The sequence below is a fragment of the Bacillus sp. T33-2 genome (assembly GCF_002860205.1).
In the GTDB taxonomy this organism is placed as follows: domain Bacteria; phylum Bacillota; class Bacilli; order Bacillales; family Cytobacillaceae; genus T33-2.
On sequence record NZ_PGVB01000016.1, the window covers coordinates 153,653 to 171,575 of the forward strand.

At 38.3% G+C, this 17,923-nt stretch carries 10 protein-coding genes, 3 pseudogenes and 1 riboswitch; of the genes and pseudogenes, 7 read left to right on the forward strand and 6 right to left on the reverse strand.

All coding sequences use genetic code 11. From position 1 onward, the window contains the following. Positions 1-4 precede the first annotated feature (4 nt). Together menC and CVD19_RS13205 are read left to right on the forward strand one after the other, a co-directional pair. Complete coding sequence (gene menC / locus CVD19_RS13200) at positions 5-1,171, forward strand: o-succinylbenzoate synthase (RefSeq protein ID WP_101582324.1); 1,167 nt, start codon at positions 5-7, stop codon at positions 1,169-1,171. A gap of 162 nt (positions 1,172-1,333) precedes the next feature. Beyond that, a complete protein-coding gene (locus tag CVD19_RS13205; RefSeq protein ID WP_101582325.1) occupies positions 1,334-1,519 on the forward strand; it encodes a DUF3934 family protein in 186 nt (61 codons plus the stop codon). A gap of 371 nt (positions 1,520-1,890) precedes the next feature. Here CVD19_RS13205 and CVD19_RS13210 read toward each other — a convergent pair whose 3' ends face one another. From CVD19_RS13210 to CVD19_RS13230, 5 genes and pseudogenes are all read right to left on the reverse strand, one after another. Next, entirely contained in the window at positions 1,891-2,367 is a 477-nt protein-coding gene (locus tag CVD19_RS13210; protein ID WP_101582326.1) for a hypothetical protein, read from the reverse strand. Positions 2,368-2,777: 410 nt separating this feature from the next. Further along, entirely contained in the window at positions 2,778-2,996 is a 219-nt protein-coding gene (locus tag CVD19_RS13215; protein ID WP_101582327.1) for a helix-turn-helix domain-containing protein, read from the reverse strand. 9 nt (positions 2,997-3,005) lie between these two features. Further along, positions 3,006-3,494 carry a DUF2975 domain-containing protein gene (locus CVD19_RS13220; RefSeq protein WP_308314871.1) on the reverse strand — a complete coding sequence of 163 codons (489 nt, stop codon included), beginning with the start codon at positions 3,492-3,494 and terminating at the stop codon, positions 3,006-3,008. A 530-nt stretch (positions 3,495-4,024) separates the two neighbouring features. After that, complete coding sequence (locus CVD19_RS13225; RefSeq protein WP_101582329.1) at positions 4,025-4,645, reverse strand: NUDIX hydrolase; 621 nt, start codon at positions 4,643-4,645, stop codon at positions 4,025-4,027. 143 nt (positions 4,646-4,788) lie between these two features. Further along, a pseudogene (locus CVD19_RS13230) lies at positions 4,789-5,572 on the reverse strand (IS1595 family transposase); the annotation flags it as partial. Positions 5,573-5,866: 294 nt separating this feature from the next. Here CVD19_RS13230 and CVD19_RS13235 point away from each other — a divergent pair. The 5 genes and pseudogenes from CVD19_RS13235 to CVD19_RS13260 all read left to right on the forward strand — a co-directional run bounded on the left by CVD19_RS13235 (position 5,867) and on the right by CVD19_RS13260 (position 16,819). Continuing rightward, positions 5,867-6,670: a 5-bromo-4-chloroindolyl phosphate hydrolysis family protein gene (locus CVD19_RS13235; protein WP_101582330.1), complete on the forward strand. Its 804-nt coding sequence runs from the start codon at positions 5,867-5,869 to the stop codon at positions 6,668-6,670. Beyond that, on the forward strand, positions 6,670-7,845 hold the full coding sequence (locus tag CVD19_RS13240; protein WP_101582331.1) for a toxic anion resistance protein: 1,176 nt from the start codon (positions 6,670-6,672) through the stop codon (positions 7,843-7,845). Before CVD19_RS13235 ends, CVD19_RS13240 begins: the two co-directional genes overlap by 1 nt. Before the next feature lie 970 nt (positions 7,846-8,815). Beyond that, positions 8,816-8,905, forward strand: a riboswitch (cyclic di-GMP riboswitch). Positions 8,906-12,282: 3,377 nt separating this feature from the next. Further along, positions 12,283-13,211 (forward strand): annotated as a pseudogene (tagU, locus tag CVD19_RS13245) (polyisoprenyl-teichoic acid--peptidoglycan teichoic acid transferase TagU). A gap of 389 nt (positions 13,212-13,600) precedes the next feature. Continuing rightward, a protein-coding gene (locus tag CVD19_RS13250; protein WP_257985127.1) for an IS630 family transposase occupies positions 13,601-14,663 on the forward strand; the annotation gives its coding sequence in 2 pieces (ribosomal slippage) (positions 13,601-14,110 and positions 14,112-14,663; 1,062 coding nt in all). 1,169 nt (positions 14,664-15,832) lie between these two features. Then, on the forward strand, positions 15,833-16,819 hold the full coding sequence (locus CVD19_RS13260; protein ID WP_101582333.1) for a hypothetical protein: 987 nt from the start codon (positions 15,833-15,835) through the stop codon (positions 16,817-16,819). A gap of 235 nt (positions 16,820-17,054) precedes the next feature. Here the strand turns inward: CVD19_RS13260 and CVD19_RS13265 are convergent. Further along, positions 17,055-17,752: pseudogene (locus CVD19_RS13265) on the reverse strand (transposase); the annotation flags it as partial. Positions 17,753-17,923 lie beyond the last annotated feature (171 nt).

The following is a 17,923-nucleotide window of genomic DNA, read 5'->3' on the forward strand; positions in this document are numbered from 1 at the left end:
ACCGATGAAAATAGAAAAGGTCAAGCTTGAACGTTTAAAAATGCCGCTTCTTGCACCATTCCAAACAAGCTTTGGGATTGAAACAGAAAAAGAATTTATTCTGGTGAGTGTGTATGGAGATGGACATGTTGGCTTTGCAGAGAGTGTCGCCATGGATACACCAGTATATAATGAAGAAACAAGCGATACGGTATGGCATATAGCTGAACAAGTTATCATTCCAAAATTGCTTGAAACAGAGCTTGATACTCCTGAGGATTTTTCAAAATTATTCTCCTGGATCCGCCGAAACAATATGGCCAAATCAGCAATCGAAAGTGCCATTTGGGATCTATATGCGAAACAACAGGGAATCTCGCTTTCCCAGGCACTGGGCGGCGAAAAAGAAGAAATCGAGGTCGGAGTCAGTATCGGGATCGAGCCAACTGTTGAAGGCTTGCTTCAGAAAGTTGAAGGGTATTTAGAGCAAGGGTATAAAAAGATTAAAGTTAAAATCAAGCCGGGTGTTGACGTCGAAAGGGTGAAAGCTATCCGTGAAAAGTTCGGATATGATATCCCGCTTATGGCAGATGCAAACTCGGCGTACACACTGGACGACATTGAAATACTTAAGCAATTGGACCAATATGGCCTTATGATGATTGAACAGCCGCTTGCTCACGATGATATAGTGGATCATGCCAAGCTTCAACGAGAACTGCAAACCCCAATCTGCCTGGATGAAAGCATCCATTCAGTTGAGGATGCCAGAAAAGCCATTGAGTTGGGAAGCTGCAAAATCATCAACATCAAAATTGGCCGTGTAGGCGGGCTTGCTGAAGCGAAGAAGATTCACGACCTTTGCGAAGCACACGGTATTCCAGTCTGGTGCGGTGGAATGCTCGAAGCAGGTGTTGGCCGAGCCCATAATATCGCCATTGCGTCACTATCAAACTTTATCATTCCTGGCGATACATCTGCCTCCAAAAAATACTGGGCCGAAGATATCATTGAGCCAGAAGTCACCTTAAGCAAGCCAGGGATCGTCACAGTGCCAAAAGGTCCGGGAATCGGATTTAATGTTGTCCAGGAAAAGGTTGATAAATATCTATTAAGCTCAAAAACTTACAGAAGAGTGGAAAACAATACAGAAGAGTTGGATACTACAACCCCGGCATTGTCTGTGAATTGACAGTCGCAGAGCTATCTGCAATCTCGCAAAGCGGATTGTATAAATATCTTTTTTTATCAGTGGGGACCATTGCCATATTGGCTTTGGTTCTTTTTTCTGGAGTTTTTTCAATGAAACCGGATAAAACTAATGAGAAGTGTTGGAATAATGGGAGTTGATTTTATGGGTAAGGCAAAGGGAAAGGGCGGAACAGGAAGGGGAACAGGTAAAAAGGGCTGGACTCGTTGGCAAGCTAAATCAAACAAAGCGAAGAGTGCCAAACCCTTTAAATTACCTTTACGCATCAATCCGACAATAAACGAAATAACAATCCCGTATATACCAATTAAGCTACCACCTATTAAATAGATTTAGTGAAAATCCCTCAATAAACACCAAAGGTAAATTATTCCTAATTAATATAATAATTATAATAAAAATAGAATACAATCATATTTTGAAATTTTTGATCATTTTAAACAATTTGTGGAATTTTTATGAGTAATCTGTAGACTAACCGGCTTCGATCCTTAATCATGACATGAAAACCGTATTTAAAATTTGAAGGCTCTGTTACCATTTCCTCCGGGCTTCGAATTTTAAATATAATCTATGTTAAATAATATTGTTGATAAATAACCATAAACAAGGACCCTTAATTGGGCCCTTGTTTTAAATCCTTATTGAAGATAAGCACCCGTTAATTCTTTACAAATACAGTAATATTCGATGTCGCAATATTACTGTCTATCGAGTTGTTGAAGGAAAGAAAGAACCTTCAATTTACTTCGATAGCCAATTAAATTACCATACTTGAAATCTTTATTTGCTCTTTCTTCAAACTCTGCAATCCAATCTACTCGCCCATTCGAATCCGCATCTGTTTCATACATACTAAACTTTGGTGAAACTTGAGTTACTGCATACTGCTTGATATTGTTAGTGGCTCTTTCATAATCAAACGTTATAGTCATATGTTCTTTTAAGGAAATTTCCCCTTTGTCATACAATGCCTTTGATATTTCGGTTAATTCTTCAAATGTAGTATTTCGAACATTATACTTACTCGCAAGTTCTTCATAAATATCGCCAGTTAAACTTTCTTTTGTATCCATCATTTTTACTTCTGTGTTCATAAATACTTCTTCAACAGTAGCATTCTTTTTAGTAGTTGTATAAACAGATGTTGCAACGTTTCCTAAAGATTGAATCCTCAATTTCTTCACCTCTTTAAAATTGATTAGAAATCTTACTACTTATATCGACTAATCACAAAATTTCTTCATAATTTATTGTGAGTTATTATATTATTTTGATTACTTTAAGTTGTGGTCTTCTAACCTGCCTTTAGTTGAAGAAGAAAAAAGCCACCTGGTTCGGCAGCTGATCTTTAACTTCAGGAATGCAATACTCTTCAATTGAACTGCTTTCTTCGCCAGAGCCTGACACAGCCTGAGAGTTCTTCAACTAAAGTACCCTTATGTTTAGGTACATTAGTTCACAAACTTATCCATTTTTCATCTATTACAGGAATGCTGCCCCTTTTTTCAATAAGAGTATTGAGCAGCCGGTCCATTATTGATACTAAAATTAGCCCCGTAATTTAGTGTAAAACTTCAAAAAACCTTTATGAATTTGTCTCTTCATTCATATATCCTAGAATATCACCAGGTTGACAATTTAAAGCCTCGCAAATTCCTTCTAAAGTTGAGAATCTAATGGCTTTTGCTCTTCCATTTTTCAAAATTGAAAGATTAGACATTGTTATTCCCACCTTCTTCGAAAGTTCGGTAACACTCATTTTTCTTCTAGCTAGCATTACATCAATATTAATTATAATAGCCATTTTACCACCTTAGATAGTCAATTCATTTTCTGATTTTAATTCAATCGCACTACTTAACAAATGCTGTAGAACAGCCGAAAAGTACGCAATAATTAGACTTGCAAATATTATTGTAATACCTATAATGGCTATGCCAGGATGCAAAGCGTTCAAGACAGCCATTATAAAAATTCCTATTACATATAGTACCGATATTGTGATTGCACAAACCATAATATATCTTAGCGGCATAACGCCTAATTCTGAAAATGCTTTTTTGTTCTTTATAACTTCTAAGAGATTGTATGACTGGTACAAAGCGAAGAAAAATGGTATCGCTGAAAAGTACAACCCTATTAGAACCGGATATTTTAAAAATGCAAACTCTGGATACATACTTGCTGTATATCCAGCAAGTGAAGGTAATGCAAAGATACATAAGCTTAAAATTACAATGGCAATAATACACACAGCTGATTTTAAAAAGGTTATTGTTCCTCGTTTCATTAGGCACCCCATTCTTTTTATTTACAACCATATTATTACAAAAATTATTGATATTCAATATATATTTACTGATTATCATTGGTTTTTACTTAAACATAAAAAGGGCTTTCTCATAAGAGAGAAAAGCCCACAAAAAAACTCACCAACAATTTGATCCTTATTAAACTCTTCTGTATCGTTTGTTCAATAAGGAATTCGACTAAAAAGGCGGTTAATCCTTTCTGGATCAAGCACCTGTTACTTTAAGAAGAGCTATTTTATAAATAATTTAGTAATTAAAAGGTTGATAACTCCAACCCCAAAAGCAGTTACTCCCCAAAAGAAACTCGTCCAACGCCCTCCATACTATGAGGACTATCTTGTAACTTTATGAAAAAATAGAGAGTTGCGAAAAAAAGGAGTATAAAAAATATATATTTTAAATTTGGAACATACCTATTAAAAATCAAGGTAAGCATTACCGTTATAATCAATGGAAAGAATACGAGTATTAGCCTATAAATTGTTTTATCCAAACAGATACTTGAATTAATCCATTTATATTAGATGTTTTCTTTTATTTTTTGAATGACAGTTTGATAAAACGAAACTTGATGAGGAACAAATTTTTCTCTTCCAAACTTTTCTTTAAGTAAAATCTTATCTCCATCTTCATTTAATCTAAAACCTTGAACATTAACGCTCTCTTTCTTTCCGTACCAAAGATCAGCAAAATCATTAAATACAACTTTTACAATCCCTGAAACTTCTTCCAGTTGCAGAGTAAAATCATCAAAGATTTGGTTCTGTTTATATAAAAAAACATTGGCAAGTTCCTTATCGATAAAATCTTCTTTAATAACACAGTAATCAATTACACCTAAATGCACTAATTTATCTAATGGAACATCAATCCCTATTTCTTCTTTTATCTCTCTTACACCATCAAGAACTGTTTCATAAGCTAATATATGTCCAGCAGCAGTAATATCCAATAGACCTGGATAGTCTTTTTTTGTTTGGCTACGAAGTTGTAAGTAGACATAATCTGTATCTTTTTCCTTGGTAACAAACCAACAATGAAAAGCTTCGTGCCAATAGCCCATTCTATGTACCTCTTCACGAGTTGCAACACCTATCTGATTTCTATTTTCATCAAAGATCTTTAATTGTTCATTATCCATATATTTTCCCCCAACCATTATTAATTATCTAAGGACATTTAAAGGATTTTTCTAAAATCTGTTCTTTTATAAAAATCCCTATAGAAGAAAGGTCTTATTTTCTTAACCTATCCTGCCCTTTAGTTGAACAAGACTCATTAAATAGTTTTGAAAGGGTAATGCTCGATTCCTTTTTCCTTTGCATAGGCTTTGAAAGCCCTACAGGCGTCTGTGCAAAGGGTATTCGTAATGGATACCTTTTAACCGATTGCTTTATCAAGTTTGGATTTAACGATTCGGCCCTGCCTAACACTTTTGAGAAGGTTTGTTTTTGGCGGTCTCTTGCAACCAAGACACAGACCTGTTCCTTGCTGACGCCACGAAATTGGGAAGAACCGCCACGTTTGCGGGCTTTGCGGCCCGTTATCTTTCGTTTTCCTTTTTCAGAGTACAGGAAATAGGTCTCGTCCATTTCAACGATACCAGAAAAGTGGTCAATATCCATCTGTTTCAAGGCAGATAAAACTTTGTGCCGCCAATAGAAGAGGGTGACGTGATGAACCCCGATTAGCTCTGATGCTTTCCGTAAAGAATGCCCTTCAATCATACAATGGATACAATCCAGCCATATTTATGGGGAAGGTGAGATCCCTTGTAAAGGGGTATTGGTTACATCGGTAAATGTTTTCCACAGTCCTTGCAGCGGTACCGCTGACGTTCAATAACTTTCGTTCCTGCTTTAATTCGATACTTCCCAAAGCGGACAACGTTAGTTGAATGGCAATGTGTGCAAGTGTAGCCTTCTTTATGTTTCTGTTCAGATATTTCTTTAAAGATAGGCTCACTTGTGTAATAAGAGGCAAGTGATTTTATGAAAAAGTCTTTTAATGGCAGTTGATCTGCGGTGTTAAGTTTTTGAATCTCTTTGATAATATCCCTCAGTGCCATTCCGAACCACCCGTTTTTCTTCTTATACACCTATTATAGAACAAACGTTCGCTTATAGCGAATATCAACATAGTCCTTTAACAGAGCTTGAATATAAGCAATAATTAACAACGAAGAGGTAATGAAAACTGAAGGAAATACGTCTCAAGCCCTAGAATATTTTACAGTGCTGGTCTGTAGAAATTTTACGCTTTTTTGTGTATTGTATAAATAAGGAAATCGTTCGCGAAATGAAACATTGATCCTTCTCACTCGTATTAAAAATTAAGGATATTAAGTCAGGAGTCGATTTCAATGAACCCGTTTATAAGGTTTTTTATAGGAACATTCGCAGCCACCCCTATAGCTGTATCCGTCTGGTTAACCAGTTTTTTTGCTCTCGACTATTCCATCTTGGTTTCATCCGCATTTTCGGTATCTAGCGGGCTTCTTACGTATTTCTTCAGTTCTTTTATGATGAAACAGCGCTTTTTAAGGAAGCATCAGCTGACCAGGAAAGAGTACAAATATATAAAGAACAATTTGGATGAAGCCAAGCGGAAATTGAACCGTTTAAATAGAGCGGTGTTTTCGATTCGGCATATCCCGTCGTTAAAACAGAGAGTCGATCTCATTCGCACTACAAAAAAAATCTACAAGCTGACAAAACAGCAGCCAAAGCGGTTTTATAAAGCTGAACGGTTTTATTTTTCCCATTTGGATTCAGTTCTGGAATTGTCTGAGAAATATGTGTTCCTGTCCCGGCAGCTTAAACAGCATCGTGAAGTAGAGCAATCGCTCCGGGATACACGCCGGACTCTGGAAGAACTGACACGAACTGTGGAAAAGGATTTATACACAATGCTTTCTGATGATATAGAAAATCTTAATTTCGAAATCGACGTTGCGAAGCATTCGATCAAAAGGGTAGCCGATCATCGCAAGACTGTCCCGGTTAATGTTGAGAAAGCACCAGACAGTTCCATCCATGCGCTACCAGGTCCCAGGCATTCAATAAGAACACACAAGGACACCAACCTTGAAATAAATATCGGTGAGCACGTGATCCACAGGCCGCGGGAGTCGGATGCACTTGATGAAAGCAGGAGGTTAAATTGATGAATGAAAATGGTCCAAGCTTGTTAAAAAACACGGGCAATATTATGGATGATATTTTATCAGACCCGTTTGGGGAGAATGGCCAAATAACTCCTCAACCATTACAACAGCATCAAGATGCGAAGCCGGTGAAGCTGATCGATGTCATCCCGGAGGAAAACAAGGCAAGGGCCTATCAGTTGGCCCAGCAGATTGACCCGAAAAACCACCAGGCGATGATTTCCTACGGCACTCAGGCACAAGGCAAATTATTGTCGTTTTCCCATGCGATGCTCGAGCATGTCCAAAAGAAGGACATCGGGGAAGTAGGGGAGATCATCAGTGATTTAATGAAAAGGCTTAATGACGTGAGCCCGGATGAGTTAAAGCAGGGCAAGACATCATTATTTTCCAGGATGTTTGGCAAAATATCGGGTTCGATCCAGGAAGTCCTGTCAAAATATCAGAAAACAGGTACCCAAATTGACCGGATCAGTGTGAAGCTGGACCGCAGCAAAAATGTACTATTATCAGATATCGCCATGCTTGAAAAGCTGTATGAAAATAACAAAGAATATTTTCACGCACTGAATGTATATATTGCAGCCGGCGAACTCAAGTTGGAAGAATTGCATGAAAAAACAATACCAGAACTGAAAAAAGCAGCCGCGGCAACAAACGACCAAATGAAGTTCCAGGAAGTAAATGATATGATCCAATTTGCCGACCGCCTGGATAAAAGGTTATATGACCTAAAGTTAAGCAGGGAAATTACAATTCAAAGTGCCCCGCAAATCCGTCTTATTCAAAACACAAACCAGGCGCTCGTGGAGAAAATCCAGTCGTCGATCATGACGGCGATACCGCTTTGGAAAAACCAAGTAGCGATTGCATTGACCCTGATCAGGCAGCGCCACGCAGTTGAAGCCCAGAAACAGGTCTCAAAAACAACCAATGAGCTTCTATTGAAAAACGCGGAAATGTTGAAAACGAACACCATTGAAACGGCCCGTGAAAATGAACGCGGACTCGTTGATATTGAAACATTGAAGAAAACCCAGGAAAACTTAATCACCACTCTTGAAGAAACACTCCGGATCCAGGAGGAAGGGCGGAACAAGCGCCGCCAGGCCGAGCATGAACTGGCATCAATGGAAAACGAACTGAGACAAAAATTATTGGAGATAAAAGGATAATTAAATTTTCAGGTGCCTGACCCCCGGTGCGTTAATGTGCTACAAGGGGTTGGGTTTTTTTGTGTCGGTGTTTGTGTACTGATTGAATTCTGAATAAATGATGTAGCGGCATACACGTTAGGTTCTTTGTTAAGTGGAAAAGAGTGTGCTGAAAAATGCAAAAAAAAAAGCCACCTATATCGGAGGCTAAAAAAGGGGAAAAACATTTGGTATCTTTATGATTGCCCAAACGGGTATGAAATATACACAAGAAACATATTTTATTGTAAGAGGTGTATTTATTCCGGTCTTTTTTCATATAGTGGGTAAGAGGCAAGAATAGCCATCCGGCAGGTGTTCTTAGAAGCCTGGCCAGTATTATTTCTTAAAGCGGTTACTAACTACCTCCAGTATTAAGAGCTTTTCCCGTACAGTTAACATTCTCCAGCTTCCTGCTTTGATTTTCACAACAAACACTCCCCTTTATCAATATGATATTAAATCCAATGGATAATAATTGGTAATTTTGATATGTTACTTAATACCGCTATTAAAGCTAAATGAAACAACAAAAGTTTCTACAAAAACCTTCAGGGTTCTTTTCCAGAAACGGAAAAAATGTCGCAAAAAAACAGGGATGCTGAATGCCCCCGCTGTTCGACAGTAACCTATAGTTCCGAAACTCTTTTCCAAATTCACAGTTCACTTAGTTTTATATGTCGTCTCTCTTGGTGATTATAGTGTTATATCACTTTTATGTTTGGAGTTTCTGCCAGGTTACATACAAAAAGCGTAATCAGTGTAACTACATGCCTTGTGTTTATTGTAGTGGGCCAAAACGTAATAGTACAATTGGTTTACGTGAGTCAGAAAAAGGGTAAAAAAAATGTGTATTTACTGTTAAGTTGTTGATTAAATATTCTTTTATAGGTAAATAGCACCTTAACAAATTTACTATTTTAGGTTATTTTTGTTGCATAACACATAGATCGTACGATAATGGCAAAATCATTGAAAAATGATGACGCAAAGCTTAAGGGACTAAAGTTACCGAATGTAACTATGTCAGCCAGCTGCCGAATACGAGCTCCTGCGGTTTATGTGACTAAAAGGAGGCTACGAGTGTGTTTAAAGGATTATTAAAATTAAAGTATCATGTCCACATGTTTCTAAAAAGACATAATGAGGCACTTGTGGATGACGCCCTCTGTAACCAATTAAAGTCACATCTTAAAGCTAGAGCAAATTACCATGGGCATAAAGCTAAGCTTATCATTTTAAAAACAGAATGCCATTAAAGAGCAGATTGACGATGATCTGCTCTTTTATTATGTGAAGGCAGCTATTTTGATGATAAGAACCTTTTTCGCGGCCTGTTCAAAAACTTTATATATAAATAGCCATCAGTGCATTTAAAAATCCGAATCCCAATAATCTTTAAAGGAGTAAATATCTCTTTCATCTGAAGTAGCGGCATCTATTTAACCTCCCGTAAATTACTCTAGTAATATTCTACCGTAATAACGAACAAGGTTAAATAGTTTGTTCTCGATAAAAAACGACAACGTTAGTGTATAATTCCTAAAATTTTCTTTATCAATGTGGGAAAAATAGAATATTTTGTAGTACATATGTCTCCTCCCTTTTCAACGTCGGTGTTCACGTAATAAGCTTCTGTGGTGCCGTTATTTCCTTAGAGGCACTTCACAGGGAGGAAATCCAGGCGGAGGTATGAGTACTGAACGAGAGCTGGTAGAAGGTTGCGGGTGTTTGAAGCCAACTAACTGTCCGATATGTCATCTTACTCAGGATTATGAATGATATGCAGTAGTAGTATATGTGAAACTTTTGGATGGATTACTGATAGGTTCACTATCAAGCTTTTTCACTGTGAACCTTTTGAGACTAACAAAATGCGACGACAACGGAAATAAAGAATACAGTCAAGATTAGATATTATCCGAGCAATCTAACTGAGGGATTGCTTATTGTGTGACGGGGCAGTCACATAGGGTGTGGAATAGAAGTTTTATTTAACAGCCCACCTTTTCTTTATCAGGACAGAGACGCCATTGCGGTGAAACGACTGGATGAGGGATAAAGAAACAGAATTCCAGATGGTGAGAATCCATCCGCCGAGGAGACTCACCTAGCTCGGGAAGCCTGATCTAGGGCAACATCGTAAGGTATTGTCTGAAGGAGATGCGATAATCGAGAGATCCACAGGCGAAAAGGCAAAACTGGCATTTTCTTCAAAAGTCAGAACGAGAAAATGTGACTTGTCACGTGATGGTGAAGGGCATGTCTTGAAGGAAAATGTAAGACCCCGTGAGATCTCCACCTTACCGAACAGGCAGGGTTCTAGTCTCTAAAGGCAATCCGAAGTGACAAAGAACGGGTGGAGAAGTCAGACGTTCTCGTAGTACGGCAGTAGCCCAATGACCATAACATCGGGTGAACGGAAGGGGAACGACCCTACGGCTCTATGTCATCAACCCAGATGTGATGCCAACAATCATGTTACTTCGGTAAAACCGTTTGAATGTACATCAAGGAAAGGGAAAAAGATGCAGAATCTCTGGAATAACTCATATTTTGTTTTAATATAAACCTTATTGCATCCTATTGGCTATATCTGAATAAAGGGTATGGGGCTATACAAAAGGACAGTACATAGATGATCATGTCAAAAATGCCAAACGAAGATTACAAAGGAACATTGAACGTGCAAAAGCAAAAGGTGAGGAGTATTATACTCCCCACCGACTCCAAAAGATGCAAAATGCCTGAACGCATTCTCTTGATAAACATTGTATACTATGGGCAAGACGTATGCCTTAATAGGGCACGTACGGTTCGATAAGGGGGAAGCCACGAAAGTGGTTTCCCTATTTTATTCTGTTTGTTTTGTTGCATGCTAGTCAAAAATAACTTCATATTAAGGCGGGATGTCCATGCTGCCTTCATTTGGCTGCTATGAGTGTGATGTATTCTCCAAGAGGTACCTGCAATGCGTCTTGAGCAAAAGAAACAGGCAGATGATTAGAAGACAAAAACTAGAGGTGTATCGTTTCCTTCAGACATTGTTTGTGAAAAAGATTACTAGTACTTCTCAATTTGAACCCAGGTTGTTCCTTGGCTCAATAATCAGAGGCTTTCTATCCTTTTCTAAATTTGGTTGAAAATTCGTTGTCTTTTATGCATTTAACATAGATAAAGCTTATCCTCTTTCTCGTTCTTAATTCGTAATTTCAGACAGTTTACAAGTATTTCTTGTCAAAGAGCCAGGCTGTTATTGCATAAGAATACATAGTTGAACCATTGGGGCTGTTAATTAGGTTATTTATTAAAATTCTAAGATTCCAAAACTGTCGGCGAAGCGGGAAAAGAAGAACAAACCAGAGCCAATTCAACATTCGGTGAGAGTATGCATATTTTTCAGTACCTGTATTCTAGGGGGAATATAATAGAGGCTTTTATAGAATGGACGCGACGAGGTTGGCGCGTGGCGATACCTTGGTCTTGAAGAAGGTATCGCCCATTCGCCTAAATTTATGTGATCTGTGATTTTGAGCAAAACGTCCATCATCGAATCCTATGTTTCCCTAAAAATCATTGGTTTGTTTAATATTACTGCTTGGCAATCGACCATGCTTTTTGTTTATGATAATGCACTTTTGCATGTATCTGAGACCTTAATTTTTCACAAATTGCATCGTCTAACAATGCTTCATTATACCTCTGCAGAAAAATATGCATATAGTATTTACACATTACAAAGGATTTTATCATACTAATAGCCCCTTAGTTTGTTATCAGAATTTTTTCTACCTATTTAATTCCCATTTTTTAGTCTTTCAAACCCACATCGTTCCGTTATTTTCATGGACGACAGGCAGCACATATTTAATAGACAAGGACCAAGCAATAATTAGTATTATAGCCTGGTTTTTACCCAGGAAATAACGTATTCACGAGCCTCGCATTAACACGCAGGTCGAAGCGGCCAGCATAATTTACAAAGTAAAAAGGTTCAGTAATAGTTTTTTAACATTTACGTTGTACTATTGTACTGAATAATCCGTGGGGTGATAACGTAATGATCAAAGTAAAGATAATATGGCACGAGTTACGTTATAAGTATTTTCTGCAATTAGCTAGGGACTGTTTAAGGTATTCTTTAAAAACGCATTTTTCACAAAAAGCAAATTACCATTTAAGGAAACTTAGAACTTTGAGTGACGAGGGCTAAAACCAGTCCTCTTTTTTTCTGTCAAGGGAATTCATAATAGTCCCGTCAGGAAGACACAAGTACTCGAAAAAACACATCGCAGGTGGTGATCACCACAGACGTAGTTACACATAAATGTACTGTTTTTTCTAAATTTCACACCTGAAGTTTACTAATTTTTGGTATAATATTAATAGGGTTATATGTAAATTATTTGGGGGAAGGCATTGAGAACAAATAGAAATAAGAAAAAGAAAAAGTGGGTGGGGGTGGCTGGAATCATTGTCCTCCTGTTAATGGTAGGTGTAGGTGTCTATGCATACACAATTTTTAATTCCTTGACGAGTGCAGTTAATGAAATGCACCATCCCATTGAACGTAAAATGTCGGATAAGCGGGCAAAGCCCGTTACGTTAGAACAGCAGCAACCCTTCTCTGTTCTGATGATGGGGGTGGATGAGCGGAAAGGTGATCGGGGACGCTCTGACACGTTGATTGTTCTGACTGTGAATCCAAATACAAGAACGACAAAAATGCTAAGCATTCCGCGCGACACACGAACTGAAATTGTCGGAAAAGGGAAAGTCGATAAAATCAACCACGCTTACGCTTTTGGCGGTGTGGAAATGGCGATGAACACAGTAGAAAAATTTCTGGATATCCCCATTGATTACTACATGCAGGTCAATATGGAAGGGTTTAAAGATGTTGTTGATGCTGTTGGCGGCGTAACGGTAAGTAATGATCTTGAATTCACTTATGAAGGGGAACACTTTTCCAAAGGGGAAATTGTCCTTAATGGCAAAAGGCGCTAAAGTTCACAAGAATGAGGTATGATGATCCACGTGGTGACTTCGGGCGCCAGACAAGGCAGAGACAAATCATCCAGGCGGTCTTAAAAAGGGGTGCCAACTTTTCTTCATTAACAAAATTCGATGATATTTTTGCTGCCCTTGGAGAGAACATTACAACAAATATCACCTTTGGAGAAATGGTTGATATTCAGCAAAACTATAAAGATGCTGCCGGCAATGTCCAGCAAATACAAATCAACGCAACAGGGGATACAATTAATAAAATTTCATATCAAATTGTTTCTGACGAGGAACAACAGAGAATCCAAAATGAACTGAAAGAACAATTGCAGCAGCTTTAATTGAGTATCAAGGGACACATTCGTTATCATGTTGCTTTTTTAAGTTACATGATCATTTTTAAGGATCCAATACATCATTTTCACTTGAATGATCCACGACAACCCAACAATTAACTGAACCATATTACGAAAAGACGCGAACCATGATATTGGGTGAACAATCTGTTAAAAAAGCCCTTTAGACCAATCCCTTCACTGCGTGGTTTGTGTTGATGATGCAAATAGACACTGACAATATCCATCAGGATAACATAAATAATAAAAGGTGCCTCCCGAAGCTGTCGTTTTTTATCTATATAGATTGAACTTAAGTTTTTCTTCGTGAATTGAAAGGATTCTTGTACACCGTCCGTCGAATAAAGATGTATCATGATTTGGGCGGTGGAGATATGAAATCTACTAATGACGAATTACAGGAAGTAGAGATTAGGATTAAAACTGAAAAAAGTCGTCGCATGTATGAACGCTACCAGGCAATCCGCCTGCATCTTATGGGGAATACTCCCAAACAAATCGCGGCGATTCTCAAGCGCACAGATAAAACAGTCTCCACGTATCTCCGTTCCTATCGGGAACATGGGTTGGACGGCCTCTCTATGAAGTTCTCGACAGGAAAACCACCCCGGTTAACGAGGGAGCAACAGGCACAATTGAAACAGGCCATTATTCATTTTCTGCCTCATGAGGCGGGGTTTCCCGCCAAGTTCAACTGGACGCTGGAACTCATTAGTGCATACACCCTTCGTGAGTTTGGAGAGGAATACTCCATCCTTGGCGTTTCAAAAATGATGAAACGACTGGGCCTGAGTTACACCAAGCCGACATACACACTGGCAGCAGCTGACGAGAAAAAGCAGAAAGAATTTGTCGAAACCACTTTTCCTGAGGTAAAAAAAATACGAGAACGGCGAAATTGATCATATTTTGTTTGAAGATGAAAGCATGATCCGTGATTACCAGGCCCTTCAGTACACATGGTTTGAAAAAGGCAAGCAAAGAATCATAAAAACCTCCGGCAAACATCGGGGTGTAAAACTGTTGGCTACGGTTGATTATGTCACCGGTGAAATCGTCTGGCAGGAAGAAGACCTATATACAGCAGTAGAATTCCTTGCGTTCCTCAAAAAAGTGACCGAAGCCTACCCGACTGGGAACATCGCATTGATTCTGGACAATGCGCGGATTCATCATGCGAAATTGCTTGAACCCTTCCTCAAGGAAATGAAAGGAAGGCTGCAGCTGATATTTTTGCCTCCATACAGCCCTCAACTTAATGTAGTGGAGGGACTTTGGAAGTGGCTGAAAGCTGATGTGATAAATAATGTTTTCTACCATACAGTAGATGAAATTCGAGAAAACATCCATGCCTTTATGGAGCATTTAAATCCCAGGACAGTCATTGACCGGCTGTGCGTAAGAATGGAGTCAAACGCAATTCAGGAAATTCTTTAGTTCAACTTATATAGAACATATTGTTTGAAATGTTCTTTATTAAGTTAAACTGGTAGTAGTTCGATTATTGGGGAGAGACACATTGCCACTATTGGTATGTGAGAAGTCTTTATGCCATTAAAATTAATTGGAATTAAGATTTTTAAATGCAGTGATGGTATTTATGGAACCGGCCACGGGAAAGGCTGATATCCTCACATTGATTTTTCATTATAAGCAATTTAATTGATGAAGAGCAGATTAACAGGATATCTGCTCTTTATTTTTAATCTTTTTGGAAACCCACATTTAAATGTATAGAAATTTCCATTAAAAATCATATAACGTGTCCTGTTGTTCACGTCATGTGTGAGTTCGATATACCAGAAAAACAAGGAGGTGAATATGTATATGAAGAATTATTAATAAATTGCGGGTTTCAGGGGGGCCGAAAGTGAGCTTATTTACAGGTTATATTGGTGCATATTTAACCGTTCTCGGATTTTTGTTCTTTAACAACGAACTAATCGTTCCATAAATTAAGATAACCGGAAAGCTGTACATCAGATAAACGTGTGTCCAGGAGACAAAGCCCTCTATATAGCTAAAGTTTCCCTCTTGGAACGGGTCAAACATGACTAGACCAAGAAACATGGAAAATACTACACTTGCAAACGAAACACTAATTATTTTCCTCGGCATGAATAATAAAAGGTGTTTAATAATCATCTATTTCACCCCAGACAGCTTAAAAATTAGATAATAATTACTTCCCCGATCAGTCCTGCATTCAGCTGAATGCAACTCCCACGCCTAGCGGACTATTTCATTTTTGATCCTAAATAATTATTCCCAGTAATAATTATACTAAAATGGAATATTTTTATTATGTCACTATGATAGTTATATAGGAGAAAATATTTAGGGGATATTTCTGGCCCGACATTAATCCAAGTCCAATTCAAAAAAAACAAAGAGTTTTTGGACAGCAACGGTCACTACAACTAGTTAACTCGTGCGGAAGCTTCAGTGTGTAGATAATTGCAAAAAGTCCGCTCAATCGAGAGGGCTACCTATCTTTAGTATTTTTTGACTACTTACTATTATAGTGAAAAATGGATATACATAGTAAAAATAGTTTGATATACTATTTTAGGTAAATAATACTAGAAAGGTTTGAGAACAGGATAATGAAAAAATCCTTTATTTCACTTTTTGTTGTAGCTTTATTGTTTATGTTCGGAAATTTCAATAAGGCACAAGCCTCCAGTGGCTGGCATTTCCAGGATGGATACTGGTACTATTATCAAGACGGTATTGTTCAAGAGGGATGGCAGCTGCTTGGAGGCACATGGTATTACTTTAACACCTGGGGTAAAATGGAGACTGGCTTCAGGTATATTGGAGGAAACCATTACTATTTTGATCCCAGTGGTGCCATGAAGACTGGCTGGGTTAACACAGGTGGATACTGGTACTATATGAACCCAAGTGGCGTTAGACAAACTGGCTGGCAGCAGATAGGTGGACAATGGTATTACTTTAACATCTGGGATGAAATGGAGACCGGTTTCACGTATATTGGGGGAAACGATTATTATTTTGATTCCAGCGGTGCCATGAAAACTGGCTGGGTTAATGTCGATGGATACTGGTACTATATGAACCCAAGTGGCGTTAGACAAACCGGTTGGCAGCAGATAGGCGGCGCATGGTATTACCTTGATTCAGAAATGCAAACTGGCTGGACCTATATTTCAGGTACTTACTATTATTTCAATGATAATGGTACATGGCTTACCTCCGGATGGGCAAAAGATGGATCGTATTGGTCCTACCTCAATGAGTATGGTGTTAAACAGACTGGTTGGAGAAATATAAATGGAACATGGTATCACTTTGATTCCAGTGGTTATATGGCATCGGATGAGTGGGTATATGAATATGGAAATAAAACATTTTATATGGATGCAACTGGCGCGATGGTAACAGGATGGATGAGAAATACCAAGGGAAATTGGTTGTATTTTGATCAATCTGGAAGAGCGGCAGTGGGATTCAAACAAATAGGATCTACATGGTATTATTTCTATGATGATTATCGTTATGCTCAAATGGCAAGCGATACTGTGATTGACGGTTATACAATAAGGCCAGATGGTGTAGTGATAAGATAGAGTAATTGTTGACGTGACACAAGAGCGTAAACATACAAAATAGTCCTGCTCACTCGAGAAGGGCTCAGATTGTAGACAAAAGGCATTCAAATGTTCCCATTCAGATGCCTTTTGTTATTTTTTGCATTTGAGAAATTAGACCGACCCCGCTAGGAGTCAATTTTAGGCCACTTTTGGACTTTTCCAGGCCCAGTTGGGTATCTTTTTTAAATTCATGGCAGCAAAAGTTAGCATCGCTTGCATGGAATGAATATGCGAACTGTTTGGTGCGCTCGTCCTTTAATAATAACCACTCTCTGGGTCAGTGGTGCTTTCTTTAATTTCCTTGGTTCCTTCTTTATCAAATTTATCAGGAGGAAATGGCTTTTTTCCGTGATTTTCGCGATCTTTATTAATATCCTCTTGAAGACTTGCTTCATAAGCTTTGGTTTCCTTTCGAACTACCTACTTCTCGAATTTATGCTTGTTTGCACTTGCTTTAACATGTGTAGAATCGATAAATACATGCTCGCTACTAATCAACTTCTTGTCTCAAGCTTCCTTCAAAATACGGTAGAAAATTTGTTCAAATAAATCTGTGTCTTAAAAACGTTGTTCGTAATTCTTACCGAAGGTTGAGAAATGCGGTACTATATCATAAAATCCAAAGCCCAAAAACCAACCATAAGCCATATTCGTTTCGATCTCAACAATGGTTTTTCGCATAGAGCGAATAGCGAAGGTATATTGGATAAAAGCCATCTTAAACAATACTACAGGGTTAATACTCGGACGTCCTCGTTCAGATGAGTACATATCTTGAACAAGTGAATAGATAAATGGTAAATTGATGGCAGCTTCTAGCTTGCGAACCAAATGGTTCGCAGGAACAAGCGGTTCGATAGCAATCATTTCTATTTGGTCGCGGTTCATCTGTTTATTTTTAGTTAGCATTTTATCCACCTCATATATATCTCGGTATCTCAATTATACAAAAAAGACTGTCGGCAAATCCGATTTTTTGGATTTGTCTACACTCTGAGGCCTTCTCATTTGAGAAGGCTTTTTGTGCGACGGGCAGTCGCATAGGGCGGGGATAATCTCCACAGCCCTCTTTTCTTTTAT